Origin of the sequence: Marinomonas mediterranea MMB-1 (assembly GCF_000192865.1) — a bacterium.
Taxonomy (GTDB): Bacteria; Pseudomonadota; Gammaproteobacteria; order Pseudomonadales; family Marinomonadaceae; genus Marinomonas; species Marinomonas mediterranea.
The window spans coordinates 4,228,778-4,252,069 of the sequence record NC_015276.1 but is presented as its reverse complement, the minus strand read 5'-3'; the positions used below and the strand labels follow the sequence as shown (position 1 = coordinate 4,252,069).

Genomic DNA, 23,292 nt, shown 5'->3' with positions numbered 1-23,292 from the left:
TGTTCGTAGTGACCAAACGTCTTTTTCATGTTTGTACTCCAATTGGATAGACCCAGAAACGAAAAAAGACGCCAGACTCATCCTTCTATCATTAGATAGCGGGTGTGCCTGGCGCCTTTGCCATACCTGAACCGTTGTCGGTTCTTAATTTTTATATCGCGTTAGCGAACAGTGCTAAAGCGAAGTGTTCATTTTGTGATATTACTGGTTATGTTTAATACAAGGCATGAGTCGTGCCAGTTTTTTTAACTGTCTGAATTATAAGTGGTTATTTTATTTTGGAGTATTTTGGTTGTGTTTTAAGTGTCGATTTATAGATAGAGTGTACGTTTCTTTTATTGTGCGGTGCACTGATATTGTTCTTTGATGTCTTGTGGTGCACCGAAATGTGCATGGCGTTATGCACAATAGAGAACGAGGTGACGTAACTGGCTAGCTGTCTGATTCCCGACCTGATTGAATGTACTGGCAGATAGCGTCAAATTGTTCGTGACTACACTGACAATCGATCACTAAATGCGTACGAGCGAGTGTACTGTTGTTGTTTACCCAGTGTGTCTTATCCGCATTGATATACCAAAGTTCGCCTGTGTTCATAGGGACTTTCTCGTCGGCCACATAAAACTCAACGTTGTGATCACTTATAATGGGGACATGCAGCCGAGCTTCGCCATACTCCAGTCCAAGGCCATTGTCGGAGTGAGGTAAAATATTTGCTCCAGCATGTAGGCGCATAAAGCGAACCGATTTAATTAAGATGCCCTCTAGCTTTTCGAGATCGTCGACGAGTGCTTGAATACACCCAAATTCGCTTATGATTGGCAGATTCACCCAGTGATCGTCTTTGTTGTGATGGGAGAAGTTTTGCATGATAGGGTGGGCATGTTGATGCTCAGAAAGACAGCGCAAAGCAATAACGTCCCAGACTCCTTGATACGCCTTTTGGTTCACATGTTGGCTCCACAATGTGTCGTCTTCTATCACCGAGAGTGACGTTCGGATGTCTTCTATATGTTGGTGTGAAAACACCTTACCAATGAACTCCGAATGTCGCGCTAATGTGTCCATTTATCAATCCTTATTTTGTACTTCTATAGTAGATCTTTGCGCGACGACTGGGCTTCGTTCGCGACTTTGTGTAGAGATCTCATAGTAGGCGGCAAATATAAAATTGCAATGGCAAGTTAACATCTAAGCACGAAGAGTATGGAGAACACGGAGAGTATGGTGAAAGTTGTCGTGCCCGTCAGGTTGGTAGGCGATGAGGCGACGGACACGACAAAACGGATGCGTTTAGAGTCTTAAAAGACGGTAAACGCTTATAGGTTGGCAAACAGTCTGAACTTCACCGTGTTGGCGTCATTCATACTGGCGTCGTCGGACGAGAAGACGTCTTTGGTATAGGCATCTTGATCACGTAGGGCAAATTGGGCGTCGATGGAAAACTTGCCGAAGTTGTAACCTACCCCAATAGGCAGTTGAAGCCCTGTTGCAACGTATTGGTTTCCGCTGCTCGTGGACTCCCATGTTTCGCTAAAAAGGCCAACGCCTGTGTAGGCATAAAAACCTTCATCGACAAGAGACGTGCTGATCAAAGCATTTAGCTCAAGTCCTGACACATCAAAGACCGAGCGACCCGACTCGGACCCCTTGGTGTAGTCTCCTGCGCCTGGATAATAATAGTTTGACTCCAATGCGACGTTTTCTTGTGGGATGAGTCGCGCTGAAAATACTGGTGAGTCAAAGGAGACGTCATAGTCATTGCTGCTTTCACTAATAAAGCTAGAGTGATAACCACCCCCGATTTGTGCGAAGGTGCCGGAGTGTTTTGCGTCCGTTTCGTCTGTATCGGCAAAGGCGAAGATAGGAAACGCCAGTGCCGCGATTGCAGGTAAAGATAGTAGGGCTGTTGTTCTTGCGACAGCAAAGGTTGCTCTTCTCATGGGTCTGTCCTCAATTTGAAAATAGGCTTAATGTCGTTTCTGGTTACCGCGACTTCCCTTGTCGCTGCTGGCATCGCGTCCGCCCCTTTTCGAACTGCGACTGCCTTTATTCGAATCACGTGAGCGGCTATTGGATTTAGAGTCTGATTTCGAGCGATCACTTTTTTTGGTGTTTTGCTTGGTGTTTTGCTTGGTGCTTTGTTTAGTGTCTTTATCCGTAATTTGATTTGAGTTGTTTGTGCTCGGACTATCGTTATTGGATGCGTTGTTGGATGTATTGGATGCTTCTTCGTCTGACGCATCGGATTGATCGCTACTAGTAACCTCTTCGTCACTTGATGAGCTGCCACTCTCTTCATCTGCTGCGGAGTCTGAATCGTTTGATGTGACGTCCTCATCTGAGGTGGTGACTAAGGTTTCTTCATCCGAAGCCGTCTCATCGTCTGAATTCGTGACAGACTCGTCGTCTGACGTTGTGGACGTTTCTTCATTAGTAGCGTCACTTGAATCACTGCTTTCTTCGGTCGAACCGCTGCTGGTTTCTTCGCTTGTTGCCTCTGTCTCTGAGTCCCCAGTGACGTCTTCATCAGACGCCCACAAAGCGTTACCGAAAAAGCTGGTTGTCGCGATAACAAAAAAGGTGAATAACAATTGTTTTTTGAGTTTCGAAATCATGGTCATTCTCTATTTGTTTTGTTTGTGTGAAATAATCACACTTAGTATCTTTATATTAGGTGTGGAAAAATCACACGTAAATAGGGTGGAAAGAGGTTTGGTGTAAAGTTTTTGTAAGTTTATGGCGGGGCTGGCTGATTTTAGATGGGAAAAGCCAATAAAAACGGCGGCTTTTTAGCTTGAATCAATGTAAGTAAGCGTTAAAGGTTCTTGGGTAAATCTTAGTTCAATGAGTGAGACTTTCGATCAAAAGCTATGCCTTTTTCTGAATCTGTATTTTTGCTGCACTGTAAGACGAGACACAGTAAGGGACGAAATAGTTTAGGAGGAGTTTCCCCCATTCTATTTCGAGTCCATTAACGATGGCATCGCCTTGGTTGATGGCGTTTAGAACGGTTCCGACGACCAACGCAATTTTAATCGCGTTCATAGCGACGGCTTTTGACGATAGAACAGAGAGCCAATTGCGCATATTTGAGACCTTTGTAAACGTTTTGATTTGGAACTTTACGGTAAGTAACACCACATAATCCCAGATCTGAGTATTTGATGCTATCTACCCGTCACAAAAAGGCAATCAATCATGCATATTCGTGTTGCAACCATGAAGGACCTCGACGCTATTTCGCAATTGTCCGCTCAAATTCAGCGAGATCAGTACCGATCTGAGCCCGACTTGTTTTTAACGCCGGATCAAGTTTCTGACGAAGAGTACAGACATTATTGGAAACAGGTCTTAAATGGTCGTGAAAATAGAATTTTTGTTGCTGAGCAAGAAGGTCGGATTGTGGGGTATGTTAGTGCTCATATTCTGCGATTTGAGATGCCCTTTATGATTAAAAAAAATATGGGGCGTATAGGCACCATCGTCGTCGCGTACTCTATGCAGCGTTTGGGGGTGGGGAGACGGTTATCTGAGCATGCCGAGCAATGGTTGGTCTCAGCTGGCGCGCAGGAAGTCGCGTTGGAAGTACTTGAAAGAAACACAGACGCGCAATCCTTTTATACAACGCAAGGTTACAAAACCTGTACTCGTACTTTGTCAAAGACCCTCTCTCGTGCCTGAGAGCGATTATGCATTACCACTTGTCTAAACGGTTCGTGGCTTCTTGATTGAGCGTTGCTCGCTTAGGAGCGTTTTGAGCTGTACGGCGGTTTTTGACAGCGGGGAAAATGTGGAATAAATTTGACTTGTCGGTCAAGAAAAAGGAATTTGAGTCAGCCTGAACCCTATTCATATTATGCATGTGCCTATAATCGAGCCTCACACTACCGTGACAGAAGAGGAGAGTTGGACATGATGAATACCGTTTTTCGTACTTTTGTTTTATCAAGCACCCTTTTGCTTGGCAGTATATCGCTTCCATCTTGGGCTGATGAGAGTACTTACACCACCAAGGATTTGAATGAGCAACTGGTGCTTGCCAGTGTTTGGATGCAGAACTCAGGTGAATTTAAAGCGCTTTCTTATCAGGCGTTTAACTTGGCTAAGATGAGCTTGGACGACTACTTGGAACAACACAAGGGGTCGAAAAAAGTGGCGGTGGTCGTCGATGCGGACGAAACCGTCATTGATAACGGCGCTTATGAAGCGTGGCTTGTTGGTAAAGATTTTGGCTATTCGAGTAAAACGTGGGCGAAATGGATGGAGGCTGCGCAAGCGACGGCTATGCCGGGTGCGCTAGACTTTTTAACCTACGCTGAGCAAAAAGGCGTTGAGATTTTTTATGTCACTAATCGTAAAATGGTAGGGCTTGAAGGCACACGCAAGAACTTAAAAGCATTGGACTTTCCGTTCGTTGATGATGCCCATCTTATGCTGCGTGACTCGACCAGCAACAAAGAGCCGCGTCGTCAAAAAATCTTAGCGGATTTTGATATTGCTTTGCTTATGGGTGATAACCTGAACGATTTCTCCGCTGATTTTAAGACGAAAAGTCTAGAAGGATCGTATGCTGCGGTTGAGAAAAACAAAGCGCTTTTTGGCACTAAGTATATTGTTCTTCCAAACCCGACTTACGGTGATTGGGAAGGTAAAGTATACAAGGGCAATTGGGGTGCTTCAGCGGCAGAGAAAGATCAAATGCGTAAGGCACACCTAACGGCTTGGAAGCCAGAAAGCTAAACGCTACACATGCGTCTTGGTACTCAGAGGAGCAGCAAGACGCATTATTTATTACTGTTGTATTCGTTCGGAATTAATTAGTGCCGTTCAACGCCCAGTTGTAAGATAAGTAATCAATCTCTAAGTCGTGTTTCGAGAGCTTTCTTTGCTGCTCATCGGTCAAGTGCAATGCTTCTTGATAGTTTATTAGAAAATCGAACAGAGACCTGTAGCCCATCCAACCTTTTTCGAAATCCTCTTCGTACCATTTAAAAATAGATGAGAGTTCTAGGGTATTACCATTCGCACGATTGCGACTGTCGTCAGCAAGAAAGCGTCGTGTTTGAGACTCTAATTGCGCCTCCAGTAACGTACTTGTGTAAGCTTCTTCAAGTAACGCAGGGCAACCAATACTGGCGCAATTGACCGCAAAATGAATGCGAGGATCGTTATAGCGTCCCCAACCGCGAATCATCTTATGCTCAATGTCATCTAGGGAAACTTGCTTGCCGAACAGTGGAATAAACGAGCGCTTCCAAGGGTTGGAAAAGAACCCTCCAATGTCTTTGATCGAATCAAGGTCTGGCCATTCTGTGAGAATCAGTTCAACCGTCCAAGCATTGTAGGCATTGATCAGAAACGCGAGCTGTTCACTAAGCGGCCATTGATCAAAGTCGGATCTCGACACAGCACTCAGAGATTTTAAATAGCGAGTTAACTGAGGTCGGTCGTTGTCAAATCCTTGATAATCGACTTCGGTAGAGTGACCATCTCGAACGCTGACTACATGCGCATTAAGCAGCCTATTCCACTCGTCGTGATTCACGTTCGCGGCCATGCTCGTAACGGGCGTAAGAAGACACAGCAATAAGATAGAACATAATGTGCGCATACCTTGTTATCCTCTTCGCCATGTGTGGTATTTTTCGAGCCATTTCAGAGCGGTTTCAGGTGCATGTGCTTTTTTCCACTCACCAGCTGCATATTTGTTGGCTTCTGCCCATGTGGGATATGTGTGTATGGTGCCGAGTATTTTATTAAGACCCAGCCCATGCTTCATGGCCAGAACGAACTCCGCCAGCAAGTCTCCGGCGTGGTCGCCAACAATGGTCGCGCCGAGAATTTTATCTTTGCCGGGAACAGTCAGTACTTTAACAAAACCTTTATCTGCACTTTCAGCAATGGCTCGATCGAGATCATCAATGCCGTATTTTGTTACTTCGTATGCAATGCCTTTTTCTTGTGCATCCTGCTCGCTGAGCCCAACTCTGGCAACTTCCGGGTCAATAAAGGTTGTCCAAGGTATGACACTGTAATCGACACGGAATTTCTTCAAGTTGCCAAACAAGGCATTCACGGCGGCATACCACGCTTGGTGCGCGGCTGTGTGTGTGAACTGATAAGGCCCCGCAACATCGCCTGCGGCGAAAATATTAGGGAAGAGCGTTTCCAAATAGTCATTGGTGACGATTGTGCGTTTGGTCTCGATGCCGAGTTTTTCTAAGCCGTATCCTTCAAGTCGAGCAACACGGCCAACGGCGCAAATCATGTCGTCAAATTCGACGTGTGATTCGACGCCATTGTGTTCGACCGTGAGCCTTTTTTCACCGTTTTCAAGCGCACATCGAATTGCGGAATGGTTGGTGAGCAGCGTTACGCCACTCTCGCTGAGACTTTGAGTGGCATACTCTGAAACGTCTACGTCTTCACGAATCATGATGCGTTCAGAGCGCTCAACCAAGGTAACGTCAGAACCTAATCGAGCAAAGGATTGTGCCAACTCGCATCCTATTGGCCCGCCTCCTAGAACTACTAAGCGTTTAGGAGCTTCGTCGCGCTCCGCAAAGGTGTTCCACAATGTATCGCTGGTTTCGTAGCCAACGTCTTCAATTCCAGGCAGCGGCGGAACGAAAGGGCGCGCACCGGTTGCGAGAATGATGGCGCGACTGGTGAGGCGTTGGGTTTCACCATTGTTTAATTTGATTTCGATTGTCCAGGGGTCAATCAATTGAGCGTAGCCTTGAATGACTTCCACGCCTAATTTTGTGTAGCGTTCGACACTGTCGTGTGGTTCCACTTTGGCAATGACGTTGTGAACACGCTCCATGACTTTTTTGAAGGAGAATGTTGCATCGCTTGCCTCAAGACCGTAGTTATCCGCGTGTTTCATTTGGTGAGCAATCTTGGCGCTTTTTATGATGGCTTTGCTGGGGACGCAGCCGTAATTCAGGCAATCTCCTCCCATTTTATGTGCTTCAATTAAGGTGACTTTGGCTTTCACGGCAGCGGCAATGTAAGCACTTACTAATCCGCCTGCACCTGCACCGATGACTATGAGATTACGGTCGAACTTTGCAGGCTTCGTGTAGCCTTGGTATACGCGGCGTGCTTTGATAACGTCCAGTATTTTCTTAGCGATCAATGGGAAAATACCAAGCAGTGCAAACGAACCTAAAAGAGCGGGGGAAAGAATGCCACTTAAGCCTTCAAGCTGAGCCAATTGAGTGCCCGCATTGACGTAAACGATGGTGCCTGCCAGCATACCGATTTGGCTTACCCAATAAAACGTTGCGGCTTTAAGGGTGGTCAACCCCATTAATAAGTTGATCAAAAAGAAGGGGAACACTGGAACGAGACGAAGAGTGAATAGGTAGAAGGCACCGTCTTTTTCGACACCTTCGTTGATTGCTTTTAGACGATCTCCAAATTTAGCCTGAATGCTGTCTCTCAGCAGATATCGGGATACAAGAAACGCCAGTGTCGCTCCAATAGTGCTTGCGAACGATACAAGTAACAGCCCCCACCAAAGCCCAAATAACGCGCCCGCTGCGAGTGTCATGACTGCAGCACCGGGTAGAGAAAGCGCGGTGACTAACACGTAAAGAACAAAGTAGCCTCCAGCCACTAAAAGAGGGCTCGCATCCAACCACTCCTGAAACTCACTCAGTCCAGATTTTAAACCTGAAAACGTCAGCAAGTGATGCAAATCAAAATAGAAAAAGCCTGTAATGACACATGCCAATACCAAGACCAAGCCCAATTTTTTCATTCAAACTCTCCTAAAGAGTAAATCAACTGTTTGTTAGTCGTCTGTTACACACTCTTATTACAGCATAGTTAAGAAAAAATGAGACTAAGTGTATTTGACTCTATAGTCGACCTTTAGGGTTCGAAAGAAGGTTCGAAAGCGAGTTTCTGTTTCTAAGTGATTAGTGTGTATACTGCATGAGTTTTATACTCACGGAGGCGATATGAAATATCTATTACTATTCTTTATTATATTTTCAGTAGGATGTGCAACTGGACCAATTCCTGAAACATCCAACCCTAAAAAGAAAATAGAAAATGCTTATCGACTGAGAGATCGTGGTGAGCCGCTGAAAGCTGAAGCGCTAATTGGAGAGGCTCTTGCCATCTTTAAAACAAGAGAGAGTCGTTCAGGTATTGCTGGCGCCTATATCGCTTATGGCGATCTATATAAATCTAAAAGTTATCAAGGTACCGCTGACGCGCCAGAAAATGTACAGAAACTAAAAACCTATCAAGATTCCGCAAATTACTACCAAAAAGCCTCAGATGTGTATTACGAGTATGGAGATACATTCATGGCGTCGTGGGCATTGATGGGGATGGGGGATGCCTACTATAGTGCTGATAATCTTGAGCTAGCATGTGAATCATATGACAAGGCTGAAGTGATTTCTCAGGAAGTCTCTAAAAATAAAAGAGAGCTAGAATCAGGAATTCGTCGATTTAGGAATCATGTGAATTGTAACGAATAAATAGGATGTTCATAAAATAAGTGTTTGTAATCGTGCTTTGATACCCTCGCTTAATATACATCCCAATAGGGGGTATCTGTACCAATCTGCTCAATTATAAAATCGATAAAAACTCTCACTTTTTTGGGTAGGTAATGTCGCTCGGGGTATACCGCATACATGCTTTGACGTGGCATCTCGTATTCCTCAAATAAGGCAACGAGATTGCCTTTTTTTATCTCAGGGCCTGCAATAAACGTAGGCAATCTACCGATACCGAGTCCCTGAATAATGGCTTCTTTTAGTGCTTCACTGCTATTGACCTGATAATTACCTGAGATTGAAATGCGCTGTACTTCGCCTTCCTTCATAAAAGTCCATTCTCTTTTATCATTCGAGTATGTGAAAGCAAGACAATTATGCGAAGACAGCGCTTCCAATTCAGCGGGAACCCCGTGCTGATTTAGGTATGTTTGAGAGGCGCAAAGAACACTTCGCAGCGGTGCGAGTTTTCGAACCACCAAATTGGAATCTGGCAATACTCCTCCACGAATCGCAAGATCAAACCCTTGACCAATGATGTCGCTGATTTTGTCGTCCATCACGAGATCAATCGTAATTTTAGGGTATTTTTTTAAAAATTTTGGGGTAAGTGGTGCGAGATGTAATCGACCAAAAGACATTGGGCAACTGATTTTCAAGCGGCCTTGCGGTTCCCCCTGTAATTGAGCAACTGCGTCGATCGCGTCTTTAGATGCTTGATGGGCGATTTGAGCGTGTTTGAAAAAATGCTCACCTGCTTCCGTCAAACTCAGTTTTCGAGTCGTTCTATGCAGTAGCTTTACACCTAGTTGTGCTTCTAGCTGACTCACGCGTTTGCTGATAGCGGATTTCGATATCCCCAGACGCTCTGCTGCTTTTGAAAAACTGCCGGATTCAACGACCGTCACCAGTATTGAAATATCACCTTGGCTGTCCATGTGGACACCTCCTTTAGGGAAACTGTTTCCATTATCTCAACATAGAGTGTCTGGGGACTTGGATTATTAGCATAAAGGAGAAAGTGTATGCTTGCTAGATATTATCTAGAGGGAATACATATGATGACTACTGCTAAGAATGACGCAAAAACGCCAGTAGATTTGTTCGATCAAACTCTGCCTCGCACTTGGCCGATACATGGCTTGATGTTGGTGATGGTCTTGTTTGTGGCCAGTTCATTTCCGGTTGGTAAGCTCATTGCAGGTAAATTGCCTTCCGATGTCATGATGCTGATTCGGTTTAGTATGGCTGCCTTACTGTTCGCTCCGTATATCTTTATTAAGCATGGATTGCATATTCCAACTGTTCGGTCGCTTTGCCGTTATGCCTTATTAAGTTTGCCATTGGTGACGTTCTTTTGGTGTATGTTTGAAGCGCTAAAATATACAACGGCTCTGAATACGGGCGCTTTATTTACAACCGTACCGCTTATGACGGCAGTATTTTCGACCATTATTAATAAAGAGCGTACGAGAATACTCAAAAGCACTGGATTATTATGTGGCGCTGTTGGGGCAATTTGGATTGTTTTTAAAGGAGACTTTTCGGCCTTACTGTCTTTAGATTTCAATATAGGCGACAGTATTTTCTTAGTAGGAGCGCTGGTTTTCAGTTTGTACAACCCGCTTATAAAACGCATGCATGATGGCGAACCAACTGAGGTGATGACATTTTGGGTAATCTTATTTGGTGCAGGCTGGTTGTTGTTGCTCTCACTTCCTGAGTTGGTGTATGTCGAATGGGGTAAAGTAGACGCAATGGTTTATGGAGGGCTTTTGTATCTGGCAGTGTTTACTACTTTACTTAGTTTTTTCCTCACTCAATACGGCATCGTTAAATTAGGAGCAACAAAGGTTGCATCTTATAGCTTTTTAAACCCATTGTTTGTATTGGTACTGACAATTTTGATGGGGTCTGTCTCGTTTTCGTTGAGTATTGCTCCCGGCATATTGCTGGTGATTTTTGCTATGTTTCTTATACAGATAGAGTGATGAGATCGCCCTATATCGTGTTTTGAGATACCGATCGAATATGTCTAAATTGCCCCGTTATTATTGATATCCAGTGTTTATTTTCTAAGTGCAGTTTGGAAGAGATCGGTACCGTAGCCTTTTCCATTTCAGCAAGAAAGAGTTGTTCTTTTGATTTCCTAATATTTAGTCCGCAACAAATGTTGCTCAGTATCAATGGGAAGCTGTTACTTTAATTTCGTGAATTGCGTTGCTATGATGATCTTCAAGGTAGCTAAATTGCTATTGAAAGGAATGTTTGTGGAAACACGGAGTATGGTGGGTGTTCTAGCTCTCTATGTTTCAAATATATGCTTCAAAAAATAGTCCTTTCCAGATCCGCTAAAAGCGCTTCTTTCCATAAAGAACGAGAATTGAATATATGACTGTGTTCAAGACCTGCACCAATGATTCGAGCTGCTATATAGATGTTGATGAGTTAACTTATAATTTTGGCGTTGAAATAAAGGAATTTGTTTTACAGTTAAGTCAATCTTTTCGTCTTTATGCAGAGCAAGGGACATTGGCGATCGATAAGGTTGATATAGATAATGCTCGCATTTTAATGATCTCCGCATGGTTTGCAGGATGGAAAGTAGCGGTGATTCCTGAAAACAAACTGGCTGACCAAAAAAAAACGATGGTAAGCGATTTACAGGCTGACATTCTTATTACTGGTCAGAGCGCTAGTGGCTACAAAGGCGCTTCCTCTCAATCTTTTTTACATCTTGTTGTTGAGTCGGATGAGAGTGAACCGAAGCACTATGAACAAGACTTCTTTCTCTGGTTCTCAGAGCAAACAAAACGGATTTTTGAGTTAGCTACCGAAAGTTATCGTTGGGCGCCAAATTCTCCAGCATTAGTATTGTTTACATCTGGCACGACAGGCAAGCCAAAAGGTGTGCTCATCTCCATCCAAAGTTTGTGTCATTTGGCAGAAAATTTTACGCGTCATTTTAATATTACGAAAGACGACCGGCTCCTAAGTACAGCGGCATTACACACTATTTCAGGTATACGGAATTCAATATTTATCCCTCTTATGTATGGTACTGAGGTAATTGCCCCGCAATGCACTTTTTCTGTTAACAGTGTTATGGATCTTATGATTAATGACTCGCCGAGTATTATCTTCAGTGGGCCTAAGTTTATCCATCTTATGGCTGCAATTGGAGAAAGAGAGACAGACTCAGCGCCAAGCTTGAGGTTTGTTATTAATGGAAGCTCCAGAATGGATCACCAGCATAAGCTACAGGTTGAAAAACATTTCAATGTCCCCGTTTACAACACCTACGGTTCGACTGAGGCGATAGGAACGGTATTGGCTGAAAACCTGCATGAAAGAGCCCTTAACTTAGGGCTGGGCGGTAAAGCGTTTGGCGATATGACTCTAAAAGTGCTTGATGAGAATGGAGTGGAGCAGGATACCGGCGAAGGTGAACTCAGAATTTATTCTAATTATCTTTTCCTTGGTTATTTAGGGAAAGAGGGCGTTAAGCCAACTTACATTGATACTCAGGATATTGTTGAAATCAATGAGGATGGGTATGTTTCTTGGAAGTATCGTTTAAGCAATCGGATAAAAGGCGATAGCGGTGATTGGATTTTTTCCGAGCATGTTAATCAGTGCTTACAGCAGTATTCATGCGTGAGTGATTTGAACACGACTTTAATTTATAGCGAGGCCGGTGTTCCTTCTTTTCAGGTTGAGGTGTCTATAGATGGCTTAATTGACGGTGAGCTGTGGAAAAAGGAAGCCTATTCTAGATTGATTATCGAGCTGGGAAATGACTATAAAAGAACAGAATTGATTATAGTCAAAGACATTGTTCGCTCAAATTTGGGAAAATTTGAGCACTCGATTAAATAGATGTAGGTGATAATGAAAACACTTAACGATATATATCAAATTTTATCCTCTGAAAGTAACAAAAAGAAGACATTTATAAAGTTTGAAGCGCGCCATTTTAACTATCAAGAAGTGACACTTTCTGTACGTAAGTTATCTGGTTTTTTCAGATATCATTGTCTGGAAAAAGGCCATCGCGTATTAATATGCAGTGACAGAGAAGATATCGTTGTTTTTAGCGTTTTATCCGCTTTACTGAACGGCATTTCTTCAGCAGTGCTTCCTACTGATGTAAGTTCTCATCGTGCTCAAAGTATATTGGATACCTATCAACCCGATTTAATTGTTTTCGACGATAATCTTACTGCTTTTAGCGACGTTCGCTTTCCATATTTCAAAATCAAAGAAAAAAAAGCCCCTAAAGGCTCATTGTTATCTCGTTTTATTAATCGAGATAACTCTCCAGACCTGTCTATGTTTGAAGCATTCGAAGCGGAAGAGCCGAACCTGAGCGCGATGTCTGATGATTTGGCATTTGTTAATTTTACATCGGGTACTACATCGTCACCTAAAGGCGTCAAAATAACCTATAAGAACTTGTTTTCTCACCTTGAAACACTGGGTAAGCAGTTTAGTTACAATGCAGATAGCCGCATATTAAACAACTTAACTCTTTCGCATGCCGATGGAATGATACAAGGTCCGGTACTGGCACTTTATTACGCTTGCTCCTTATATCGGCCTTGTAGTACTGATTTACAAAAGCTGGAATATTTCCTGAACAGTATACATCGTGAACAGATTACTCATATGATTACCGTGCCGACAATTTTGAGTTTTATGGATCGATTTGCAAGTTATAACGATTATTTTGACACACGCTTTTTTCAACACCTTTTGAGTGTCGCTGGAGCCTTAAATAAAGACTTATGGAAACGAGTAGAGCGACGCTTTAAAACAAGAGTGTGTAATGTATATGGCTTGACGGAAACGGTCGCTGGAGGGGTATTTTGTGGTCCTAATGATAGTACCTATAAGACTGGAAGTGTTGGCGTCCCCATTGATATGGACGTGAAAATTGTTTCAAAAGAAGGCGTTGAGCTGTCCGAAAACGCCGAGGGAGAAATTCTTCTTAAAGGAGATAACGTTTTTGAAGGTTACCTCAACAACGTTCAGGCGACGGAAGCAGCGGTGAAGGACGAATGGTTTCTCACTGGGGATCTGGGCTATAGAGACGAAGAAGGCTTTCTCTTTATTTCAGGAAGAGCCAAGGAGCTTATCATTTCAGGTGGCTTTAATATCCATCCAGCAGAGGTAAATGAAGCACTGTTAAAAATAGAGGGAGTAGCTGAAGCCGCCACTGTCGGTGAGCCGCACCCTGACCTGCAAGAAACAGTGACAAGTTTTGTTGTATTAAAAGCGGATGTAAGCGAAACAAAGGACTCGTTATTAAGGAAGCTTCCGGTTTTTTTAGAGCATTACAAAGTCCCAAAAGATCTTTTTATTGTCGATCAACTTCCGGTTGGTGATTCTGGGAAAGTGATCCTATCTGAACTAAAAAAAATCATAAGTCATTCAAGAAATAAGCATAAGAAAGAGGAAATACTAGACCTCGATGCATTTTTTGCTTTAGTGTCAAAAGAGCTTAATGTCGAAAAGAATGTTCTTTCGTTGTCTACGTCATCACAAGATCTGCCATCTTGGGACTCTTTAGCCCATTTAAATATTATTGTCTCAGTTGAGAGTGCTATTGGCTTTAAACTGTCTAACCAAGATGTCGTTTCTATTACATCATTAAACGATCTTTGGAAAATAGCCTCTAAAGGACTTTAGCTTTACTATGAAAAGTGTGTTATCGATTAAAGCATGGTTCGTTATTTTCATATGTTTATTTCTTACCGTTTTTGTAATGGGGAGTGATTTTTTTTTAAAAGGTGATAATGCATCCGAATTTTACAATATTAATAGGCTAAGTATTAAAAAAGAGAATCCTAGTATTTTTATGGTGGGAACTTCTTTAATTAGGTGTGGTTTTTACTATGATGATGAACTTGAGTTAGAGTTAAATGGAAAAGGTTTGAATTACGATTTTTTTAGGTTTGCAAAATCGGGTTTTGATCCTCTTCCTTTTAGCGAAATAATTGATGAGGTTCTAGCATTTAAACCGAACGTTATTTTTTTGCATGCAGACTATTTTATTGACTATTCTGGGACTGATAGTCAGCTCTATAGTGTTGTCTCTGATTATCTAAATCAGTACAGACAGTTAATAATATCAATAAAAGAACTGTTTCTTGATGAGCTTTTCTATCAAGAAACAGTTCAAGAAACAGTTCAAGAAAAAGAAAACTATCCGTCATCTGGAAGCTGTGGAATTAAACAAAAAAAGATTGATATTGATAGAAAGTTGAAAAAAACTTACTCTGACTGGTACCCGAGACTAAAAAACTATGGAGAAATCCCATATTTGTATGACTTTGTAGAAGATCTAAAGGCGCAAGGAACTAAAGTTATCTTCATCGAAATGGGTCGTTCAAAGCTTGCAAATCGTTATTTAGGAAAGCAAAAACTAGAAGCCCTTTCACAATCGTTAGAAGAGCTAAAAAATGAAACGGGTGTATCGTATTGGCGTTTTCCTGCTAATTTAGATGAAGAATACTATTGGGATTTTTCTCATTTGAACAGTAAAGGTCGCGAAATATCAACGAACTGGTTTATAGACCAGTTATCACAGCATATTCAATTAAATGACTAGTTTTCACTTTTATCACTTCATGGCTTTATTCACTATGTCCTTAATGGCACGGTCTCTTCCTCAGAAAGCTCAGCTTCCTGCGGTGTCTCTGCTAGGTAATTTATTTGTTTTATGGTTCGCTCCCTATGCGTTTGCCGCAATGTCTATTAGTGCTTGTCTGGTGTATCTAATAAGTCATGCGAAAAGCCAGAAAGGGCATTGGGTTCTATTTGGCGTTGTGTACTGTATCTCTCAGTTTTTCTTACTTCGCTTTCTTCAAGAACACAGTGTTGATCTTGGATTAGGAGGGAGCTTTTCGGTATTGGGTGTTGCGTATTTTACCTGTCGTGATGTTCATTATTTAGTCGAATCTTACAAAGGTAATGTGAGAAAAAATATTGTTACTTTTTGGTATTATCAAAGTTTTCTTCCCGTTATGATCGCGGGGCCGATCAATCGATATCATGAGTTTGAAAGAGAGATTCAGCGAAGAAGCTTAGATTTTGATCAAATTTCTAAAGGGATTGAGCGAATCATATATGGGTATGCAAAAGTAACGGTATTAGGTAATTATCTGATTGAACATAAAATTCAGTCTTATCTTACTCAACTCCCTAATCAAGAGAGTATTTTGCATTCTTGGCTTGTGTCTTTGGCTGACTGGGCCTATTTGTATGCTCAATTTAGTGGTTGGTCTGATGTCGCAATAGGTTTCTCGCTGTGTATAGGGATAAAAATATCGGAAAATTTTAACCGTCCGCTAAGTTCAAAAAGCTTAGTCGATTTCTGGAAACGTTGGCATATTTCTTTATCATCTTGGTGTAAGGATTATGTGTTCACTCCTACGCTACTTATTACCCGGAATTTATTTATTGCGATCAGCCTTTCGATGATTGCCATGGGGCTTTGGCATGAGTCGAGTTTGTACTATATTTTTTGGGGGATCTACCACGCAATAGGCATCACATTGTGTCGACTCTATATGAAACAGGAAAACGACGTTGTCGTGTATTTTAGGACACAATTTTGGTGGTCTTCATTTACGAGGGCTTTAACAATATTCTACCTTATCAATGCGTCTGTTTTTATAGGCCTATTTTATGATGGGTTGTATTGATTACTCAGTGAGGTTCTTATGTACCGCTTTTTTGGATTGATCGATCGAGCTTTACCCAATAATGTAAAGCAATTTATAAAAGGTGTTTGGTTATATTTGTTGGTGCTGATGATTCTTTATGCTCTCAATACAGAATCTGCCGACTTTATTTACTGGAATTATTAGAAAAGAGTTTGAGTGAAAATATAAGAATTTCAAACTCTTTTCTAACGTGCTTTTTAAGCCGCTTGTTGCTGGACCGACTGGCGACTTTTTGCTTCCTCAACCATCCTCAGTCCGATGTTACCTGCGATCAAAAGCGTTGCGCCCGCCACTTGGTAAAGAGATAAGGACATATCCAAAAATACCCAATTAATCGCTGCTGCGAAGACTGGAAATGTAAGCTCAGCAAGCGTAGCCATTTGCGCTGGTAAGGTTTTTAAACCTTGATAGTAAAGCCACATGCCAATGAGCCCACTTAATAACGCCATCACAACCGTAAGGCTTAGGTCGGACGTTTGCATGGATTGAATAGCGTCGGGGGAAGTCAGCGTCATAAGTGCTAACACCACGAACCCCATAAAGAAACGTCCGGACATAATTGCATTTGCTGGTAGCGCTTGCATCGATAGATATTTACCACATACCGTGGATGCCCCCCAAGCAAAGACCGCCAGCAGTGTATAGCCATAGCCTTTTAGAAATTCAGCTTGATCTGGACTGTAATGCAAGTTCGAACTGTTGAGCGTTTGAATGTCAGGCCATATCATGACAAAGCTACCAAGCAGGATTACCCCAGCCCAGCGTAAAAAATGCGTTTGGATGTGTTCTTTCAACAGCCAGTAGGCGAGTAAAATCGCCACAATGGGCTGAAGCTTTTGCAGTAGTATGACCACGGTTGGGTTGAGGTATTGAAACGCTTGCGTAAAGGCTAAGGTGCCAACCGCAGATCCAATGCCTCCAATAAAAAATAGGCTGGCGAAGGACTTCTTAGACAATTGTAAATAGTGTCTACGGTAACGTATAAGAAGTGGGGCGGTAATCAATACCAGCGCAATGTGTTCGATGAGTACGATTTGAAGGGTGCTGTAGCCTTGCTCCAGCAAAGGATAACGAATTAACGTATCTAAAGCCCACGTAAAACACGCGGCCATAATAAAGAAAGTGCCTGCCATCTATGTATGTCTCCAATTATCATAAGATGAACAGGGTCGATGATTGAATCATTGCCAAGCAAAGTATAGAAAACACAAACGGTTTACCACGCGAAAAACGGATTTATCGCGTTATTGCTTAGTCGATCTTCTTTCATCCGGACTGTAACCGTCGGCTCTGGATTTACACCAGATCTGCTAGACCCTTTTCTTACGACATCATAAGAAAAAGCGCTCGCGGGCTTCTCAACACACTTTACTTCAACACTGTTGCCAGAAAAGCGTGGTATTTAAGTTACCGCCGGTGGGGAATTTCGCCCCGCCCCGAAGTTCGATTTAAAATTTATCTAAGTATTAAATTTATCTTGGTCAGTTGGTCAAAACAAGAGCAATGGGTCAAAAATTGAGGATAAAGCGGAGTTTTTTGATAGCACCAGTCAAATAGATCGCCTATTTGACTGGTGCTTACCGTCTTAATTTGCGCTAAGAGCTGACGCTTTATGACATTTTTACGATGGGTTTGATGGTTTTACCTGCCTCAGAATCTTCTATCGCTTGATTGATTTGGTCCATCTCATAGAAAGTCACCAGTTTATCAAATGGGAAGCGACCAGCTTGATGCAGACGAATCAGCTCAGGAATAAAGGTATCAGGGTTAGATTCGCCTTCTACGATGCCCATTAGACGGCGACCGCCACTCATAAAGTGGGTTTCATTGAAGCTTATTTCAGCGTCTGGTCCAGAAGCACCTAGAATGCCACAGGTGCCTTTTGGAGCAAGACTTTCGATTGCGCCTCTTATTACAGCAGGTATGCCAGTCGTATCCAAAGCGTATTGAAGGCCATAGCCAGTAATTTTCATGATTTCTTCTGTGCTATTGACCTTACTTGGGTTGATTGTGTGAGTCGCACCTAGTTCTTCCGCCAGCTCTAAACGTTCGTCATTCATATCGATCGCAATAATCGTTGTTGCCGCACAGATATCCGCTGCCATGATGGCTGATAGCCCCACGGACCCCGTACCGAATACCGCGACAGTGCTGCCTGACTTAACTTGTAAGGCATTCATAATGGAGCCTGCGCCAGTTTGAATGCCACACGCCAGTGGCCCAAGCAACGCTAGGTCGATATCGTCTTGCACTTTAACAACGTTGAGTTCGTTGCACAGTGAATGGGTTGCAAAAGAAGATTGCCCGAAGAAGTTACCGGATACCGATTCGCCATTTTGACTAATAGGGCTTACACCGTCTGGGCGTGTGCCGAAGAAGTTTAATGGGAAGAAATCATGACAATAAGAGTTGTCGTGATGTTCACAACTTGGGCAGGTGCCGCAGGAGTTGAACGTCATCACAACATGATCTCCGGGTTTTACTTTGGTGACGCCAGCCCCAACTTGTTCGACAATGCCTGCACCTTCGTGGCCTAAAACGGCAGGAAGGGGAGTCGGGAGTAAGCCATCTCGAACCACTAAGTCTGTGTGGCAGACGCCTGTTGCTAATACTTTAACTAATACTTCTTTTTCGCGTGGTGCATCGAGCTCCACCTGTTCAATCGAAAAAGGTTGACCTTGTGAGCGTGCTACTGCTGCTTTTACTTGCATGAGGTATGTTTCCGTTTGTTATCTTTTTATTTCATTCTAAACAGCCTAGCTCATCATAGGCCTGTCAGAATAATTGATAATGTCGCTGTTTATATTGAAATATTAGGTCTGCTTCGATCCAGTTTCATATTTTATGCTGAGAACTGCGTTGTTATTACCCTTATAAGCCTTTAAAGTCGGGCGTAACTAGTCGCGATTCATTCAATGCGTTGCAATAGATAATAGAAGGAGTGGAAGTATGTTGTCGACGTCCAGAGTAGGACTGTTTTATGCGTTGAGTGCGTTCACTCTGTGGGCAATTGCCCCTATGTATTTCAAAATGATGGCTTTTGTACCTGCTACGGAAATCCTCGCAAATCGTATTATTTGGTCCTGTGTTTTGGTTTTTATTCTGATCGCTGGAATGCGGAAATGGACCGAACTTAAACGCGTGCTTACGTCCAAAAATTTGCTTCTCGCGCTGTCTCTTTCAACTGTCTTAATTGGCTTGAACTGGGGAACATTTATTTGGGCCGTTAATGCGAATCAAATGCTCAGTGCGAGTCTAGGTTATTACATCAATCCCCTTATCAGTATTCTTCTGGGTGTTGTATTTTTTCGCGATAAACTTGATCGAGTAAAGCAAGGGGCTTGTGCGCTTTGTTTTGTCGCTGTCTTGTTAGAGGTCATTAACTTTGGCTCGTTACCTTGGGTGGCTTTGGTTCTGGCTTTGACGTTTGGTTTTTATGGTTTAGTCAGAAAGAAAATTGCGGTGGACAGTTTTACGGGGATGGCATTAGAGACCGCTCTGTTGCTGCCGTTTGCTTTACTCTATTTAATGTCGATTAATACGCCAACATCGAATTTATTGGAAAACTCGTTCGACGTGAATTGGTTGCTGTTTGCGGCGGGGCCGGTGACCATGGTGCCGCTTATGTGCTTCGCAGCGGCAGCCAATAGAGTCAGCTTAGTGACACTTGGGTTCTTTCAGTATATTGGCCCAAGTGGCATGTTCTTATTGGCGGTCTTTGTCTATGACGAACCCCTTAGTTCAGAAAAGCTGATGACATTCGCATTGATTTGGGGCGCACTGGCTTTACTTATTTTAGATACGGTCAGAAAAATGCGAAAGGCGTCTCGTTAGCGTTTTATTCTGAACGGTTTATCCCTAGGGAAGGTGCGAATAAGTCTTATAAGCTTCAGTCTTATCAGAGAAACAGCTTATTAAGGCGAGAGTGAGCAGGAATGTTAATACCTTCCCTAGCGCTTAACGTTTAATTCAGACGACAAACATGCGCTAGGAAAAGACGAAAAGCTTGAACGCCGCCATTGCAGACAAAATCCGTATTACCCATTTGAAGTGGGTCGGTTTTACCTTTTTAAGAAAGTGGTAGCCGATCCATATGCCAATAGCCAACCCTGGCAATGCATAGATACTTGCTTGAAGGCTTTCTTGAGTAAACAATCCGAGTAGCAAATACATGGGCAGTTTGGATAAGTTGATCAAGCAAAATGCCCAAGCACGCGTACTTACATAGCTTTCTTTGCTTAGCTTCTGTTCAAGAAAATAAAGGCTGTATATTGGTCCCGCGGCATTTGCCAACATACTGACTGTACCTCCAAAAAATCCCATAATGTAGGCTGCAAGAGGCGATTGCATAAAGGTCGCCGGTTTCATGTCGAGATAGACTCCGAGTGCCATCATGGCTAGAATCATAACTCCTAAAATGGTCATAAACTGAGTCGCATCGATACTTGATAGGACGCTAGCGCCAATCAACACACCTAAAAATGCGAGAGGCATCAATCGCAGAAGCACGGACCACTTGATGTGCTCGCGATAACTGTAAATGGCCATAATATCTGTGATCACGTAGAGTGGTAACATCACGGCCAATGCTTCAGGACCTGGGAAGGCAATCATAATGATGGGGAGCACTAACATGCCCATACCACCCACTGAAAATTTAGAAAACCCAGTGATCAGGCCCGCGATGAGCAATATTGTGACAGTGGCATCCATTGTGCATTCCTGTTGGAGGTGGTGTATAGGCAGCGTATATAAAGGACCATTTTACGCTAATTTAATAATGAATCGGCGACTTTTAAGGTTACTTTCACAATGTCGCTCGGAATTAGCACAGTGATGGCTATCTTAAAGCGATATATTTGACATTTTATAAGGCGTTTCACTAAATTGTAGGAAATGAAATTTAGCCTTTAATCTGAGTATTACCTAAACTCATAGAAGTAAGTGATAAGTAGAGGTTTGTAGATGAATATAAAAAATAAATTAATTGTCGCGTTTACGATAGCAATCTTGCTCCCATCGGTCTTTATTTGTGTTATTACAGCTCAGCTTGCAACCAAGAGTGCGTTAAAGTCGTTTGAAAAAAGCAGCGAACAAACGGTTACGGCCGTGGAACGTTCTTTCAGCTTGTTTATGGATGACATCAAGCACGTAGTTGATTTTTTGGTTGCCAATAAAACGGTCAACGACCCAAATGCACAGCCATTAACTACTTATTTTGAGAAAAAGGGAAAAGCTCCTCAAGAGGTTTCTGTTATCAAAGGGGGGAGAGAGCGTGATCTCTTCCAACTGTTTGAAGCCATTGGAACAACCAATCCAAACTTTGTTTATATTTATGCGGGTGACAGTACGGATGGTTATATGGAGTGGCCAGGCACTTATGGTTATTCGGAATGGCACCCTAAGAGTAGGCCTTGGTATCAATTAGCTGAGAAAAAGCGAGATCAAACGCTATTGCGAGAATCCTATTACTGGGAACCTGATGATGCGATTTATATTTCCGCAGTTCGTTCGTATAACAAGGGCAATGTTTTTGGTGGTGTCGTCGCGGTTGATGTTTCGATCAAAACGTTGACGGATATGGCCGCTAAGACGAAGCTTGGTGAAAACGGCACGGTCATGGTGATTGAGAACACGGGGAAAATCTTGGTCGATGTCTTAAATCCAGAAAATGGCTTTAAGTCTATTACTGAACTTGATGCAGAGGCGTATAAAAAGATCGCAAACACCTCGTCAGGGGTAGTTGAGGTGCGCTTAAACGACACGGACTATTATGCCAATGTCATGGTGTCTCCTAACCTAGATTGGAAGTTTGTCGGTATCGTACCTAAAAAGGAAATCCTTGCGACTACCACAGATCTTATTACGACGACCGTGATTGTGAGCATCGTACTGCTACTTGTATTACTCAGCCTCGCTTATGTTATGGCGAAACGCATTGTTAAACCGATAGAGTCTGTGTCCGGCCATTTGCAGGTTATTGCAGAAGGGGAAGGAGACCTTACAGCTCGCATTGAGACCGACTCGAAAGACGAAACTGGTGTACTCTCTAACTGGTTTAATCAGTTTATTCAAAGTACCTGCACCCTGATCTTATCGATCAAACAGTCCACTGTTCGAATGGATTCTGTTGCGACAGAAATGGCGAGTAAGGCACAAGAAGTGGCAAACTCCACAAGCGTTCAACTTGAGTCTATTGATCAGATTGCATCGGCAGGAAAAGAAATGGTGGTGGCGGCAAACGAAGCAGCAGAAAACTGTGAAAATACAGCACGCTTCTCAGATCAAGGTTTGGAAACAACCTTGTCTGGTAAAAAGCTTATTGAAGGCAGTTCGCAAGGTGTGCATCGTCTTGGCGATAAGTTGAAAGAGTCGAATGTGGTTATTAGTGAACTGGAAAAAGAAACTGGCAATATTAATCAAATTCTGTCCACCATTCAGGATATTGCGGAACAGACAAACTTGCTTGCACTCAATGCCGCAATCGAAGCGGCAAGGGCTGGCGAGCAAGGTCGAGGTTTTGCTGTTGTTGCTGACGAAGTGCGCGGATTAGCGAAACGTACTCAGGATTCGACGGAACAAATTGCCAGCATATTAGGGCTGTTGTCTGATCGTACGAAAGAAGCATCGTCTGCGATGGTGTCGAGTTTGACTGAGTCTGAAAGCGCAATTGAACTGTCAACTCAAGCACTGGATGCATTTGATCAGATTGAAGAAGTTGTGAAACAGATGCGGGATATGACGATGCAAACGGCGGCTTCTGCGGAAGAGCAGCGTCTGGTTACAGAAGGGATCAATGAGAATATTTTATCGATCAGTGAGTCGGCGAATACGATCTCAAGTTTGTCGGAAGATGTGGCAGAACTTAGTCAGCAGCAAGATGGACTAAGTCGCGATATTAATACGATGGTTTCGAAGTTCAAGACAGAGTAGTTTTTAACGAAGAAACAGCGTTTAAGCACTCAAAAAGTACAAAAGAGTCACCTTAAGATCTAAGGTGGCTCTTTTTTATTGGGGCGCTAAAGTAACTCTGAGTG

Annotated in this window: 20 protein-coding genes and 1 riboswitch; of the genes, 10 read left to right on the top strand and 10 right to left on the bottom strand. The window is 42.9% G+C overall.

The window, feature by feature from the left end; all coding sequences use genetic code 11:
- Positions 1-432: 432 nt before the first annotated feature.
- The 4 genes from MARME_RS19370 to nrtS all read right to left on the bottom strand — a co-directional run bounded on the left by MARME_RS19370 (position 433) and on the right by nrtS (position 3,090).
- Positions 433-1,068, bottom strand: a complete 636-nt coding sequence (locus MARME_RS19370) for an aspartyl/asparaginyl beta-hydroxylase domain-containing protein (RefSeq protein WP_013662965.1) — start codon at positions 1,066-1,068, stop codon at positions 433-435.
- A 251-nt stretch (positions 1,069-1,319) separates the two neighbouring features.
- Entirely contained in the window at positions 1,320-1,943 is a 624-nt protein-coding gene (locus MARME_RS19365; protein ID WP_013662964.1) for a hypothetical protein, read from the bottom strand.
- Between the two features lie 27 nt (positions 1,944-1,970).
- The gene (locus MARME_RS19360; RefSeq protein ID WP_013662963.1) at positions 1,971-2,618 is read right to left on the bottom strand and encodes a hypothetical protein; all 648 of its coding nucleotides are present in this window, start codon (positions 2,616-2,618) and stop codon (positions 1,971-1,973) included.
- A gap of 253 nt (positions 2,619-2,871) precedes the next feature.
- Positions 2,872-3,090, bottom strand: coding sequence for a nitrate/nitrite transporter NrtS (gene nrtS, locus MARME_RS19355; protein ID WP_013662962.1), 219 nt, complete (start codon positions 3,088-3,090; stop codon positions 2,872-2,874).
- 111 nt (positions 3,091-3,201) lie between these two features.
- On the opposite strand from nrtS, the gene MARME_RS19350 reads away from it, so the two are divergent.
- Both MARME_RS19350 and MARME_RS19345 read left to right on the top strand, forming a co-directional pair.
- Positions 3,202-3,684, top strand: coding sequence for a GNAT family N-acetyltransferase (locus MARME_RS19350; protein WP_013662961.1), 483 nt, complete (start codon positions 3,202-3,204; stop codon positions 3,682-3,684).
- Positions 3,685-3,915: 231 nt separating this feature from the next.
- Positions 3,916-4,743, top strand: coding sequence for a 5'-nucleotidase, lipoprotein e(P4) family (locus MARME_RS19345; RefSeq protein WP_013662960.1), 828 nt, complete (start codon positions 3,916-3,918; stop codon positions 4,741-4,743).
- Positions 4,744-4,816: 73 nt separating this feature from the next.
- Here the strand turns inward: MARME_RS19345 and MARME_RS19340 are convergent, their stop codons facing one another.
- Positions 4,817-5,614, bottom strand: coding sequence for a DUF547 domain-containing protein (locus MARME_RS19340; protein ID WP_013662959.1), 798 nt, complete (start codon positions 5,612-5,614; stop codon positions 4,817-4,819).
- Between the two features lie 6 nt (positions 5,615-5,620).
- Complete coding sequence (locus MARME_RS19335; RefSeq protein ID WP_013662958.1) at positions 5,621-7,771, bottom strand: FAD-dependent oxidoreductase; 2,151 nt, start codon at positions 7,769-7,771, stop codon at positions 5,621-5,623.
- A 202-nt stretch (positions 7,772-7,973) separates the two neighbouring features.
- On the opposite strand from MARME_RS19335, the gene MARME_RS19330 reads away from it, so the two are divergent.
- Positions 7,974-8,504, top strand: a complete 531-nt coding sequence (locus tag MARME_RS19330) for a hypothetical protein (protein WP_013662957.1) — start codon at positions 7,974-7,976, stop codon at positions 8,502-8,504.
- A gap of 50 nt (positions 8,505-8,554) precedes the next feature.
- Here the strand turns inward: MARME_RS19330 and MARME_RS19325 are convergent, their stop codons facing one another.
- Positions 8,555-9,463, bottom strand: a complete 909-nt coding sequence (locus MARME_RS19325; RefSeq protein ID WP_013662956.1) for a LysR family transcriptional regulator — start codon at positions 9,461-9,463, stop codon at positions 8,555-8,557.
- An 87-nt stretch (positions 9,464-9,550) separates the two neighbouring features.
- Here MARME_RS19325 and MARME_RS19320 point away from each other — a divergent pair, with 87 nt between their 5' ends.
- From MARME_RS19320 to MARME_RS19300, 5 genes are all read left to right on the top strand, one after another.
- The gene (locus MARME_RS19320; protein ID WP_013662955.1) at positions 9,551-10,516 is read left to right on the top strand and encodes a DMT family transporter; all 966 of its coding nucleotides are present in this window, start codon (positions 9,551-9,553) and stop codon (positions 10,514-10,516) included.
- Positions 10,517-10,916: 400 nt separating this feature from the next.
- Positions 10,917-12,404, top strand: coding sequence for an ANL family adenylate-forming protein (locus MARME_RS19315; RefSeq protein ID WP_013662954.1), 1,488 nt, complete (start codon positions 10,917-10,919; stop codon positions 12,402-12,404).
- Positions 12,405-12,416: 12 nt separating this feature from the next.
- Positions 12,417-14,216, top strand: a complete 1,800-nt coding sequence (locus MARME_RS19310) for an AMP-binding protein (RefSeq protein WP_013662953.1) — start codon at positions 12,417-12,419, stop codon at positions 14,214-14,216.
- 7 nt (positions 14,217-14,223) lie between these two features.
- Positions 14,224-15,138, top strand: coding sequence for a hypothetical protein (locus MARME_RS19305; protein ID WP_013662952.1), 915 nt, complete (start codon positions 14,224-14,226; stop codon positions 15,136-15,138).
- Between the two features lie 34 nt (positions 15,139-15,172).
- The gene (locus tag MARME_RS19300; RefSeq protein ID WP_013662951.1) at positions 15,173-16,234 is read left to right on the top strand and encodes an MBOAT family O-acyltransferase; all 1,062 of its coding nucleotides are present in this window, start codon (positions 15,173-15,175) and stop codon (positions 16,232-16,234) included.
- A 218-nt stretch (positions 16,235-16,452) separates the two neighbouring features.
- Here MARME_RS19300 and MARME_RS19295 read toward each other — a convergent pair whose 3' ends face one another.
- Positions 16,453-17,388, bottom strand: coding sequence for a DMT family transporter (locus MARME_RS19295; protein WP_013662949.1), 936 nt, complete (start codon positions 17,386-17,388; stop codon positions 16,453-16,455).
- Between the two features lie 121 nt (positions 17,389-17,509).
- A riboswitch (FMN riboswitch) is annotated at positions 17,510-17,703 on the bottom strand.
- Positions 17,704-17,865: 162 nt separating this feature from the next.
- Complete coding sequence (locus MARME_RS19290; RefSeq protein WP_013662948.1) at positions 17,866-18,966, bottom strand: NAD(P)-dependent alcohol dehydrogenase; 1,101 nt, start codon at positions 18,964-18,966, stop codon at positions 17,866-17,868.
- Positions 18,967-19,204: 238 nt separating this feature from the next.
- Between MARME_RS19290 and rarD the strand changes: the two genes are divergently transcribed.
- A complete protein-coding gene (gene rarD, locus MARME_RS19285) occupies positions 19,205-20,089 on the top strand; it encodes an EamA family transporter RarD (RefSeq protein ID WP_013662947.1) in 885 nt (294 codons plus the stop codon).
- Positions 20,090-20,242: 153 nt separating this feature from the next.
- On the opposite strand, the gene MARME_RS19280 is transcribed toward rarD, so the two are convergent.
- Positions 20,243-20,968 carry a sulfite exporter TauE/SafE family protein gene (locus tag MARME_RS19280; RefSeq protein WP_013662946.1) on the bottom strand — a complete coding sequence of 242 codons (726 nt, stop codon included), beginning with the start codon at positions 20,966-20,968 and terminating at the stop codon, positions 20,243-20,245.
- 252 nt (positions 20,969-21,220) lie between these two features.
- Between MARME_RS19280 and MARME_RS19275 the strand changes: the two genes are divergently transcribed.
- The gene (locus MARME_RS19275; protein ID WP_013662945.1) at positions 21,221-23,188 is read left to right on the top strand and encodes a methyl-accepting chemotaxis protein; all 1,968 of its coding nucleotides are present in this window, start codon (positions 21,221-21,223) and stop codon (positions 23,186-23,188) included.
- Positions 23,189-23,292: the final 104 nt, after the last annotated feature.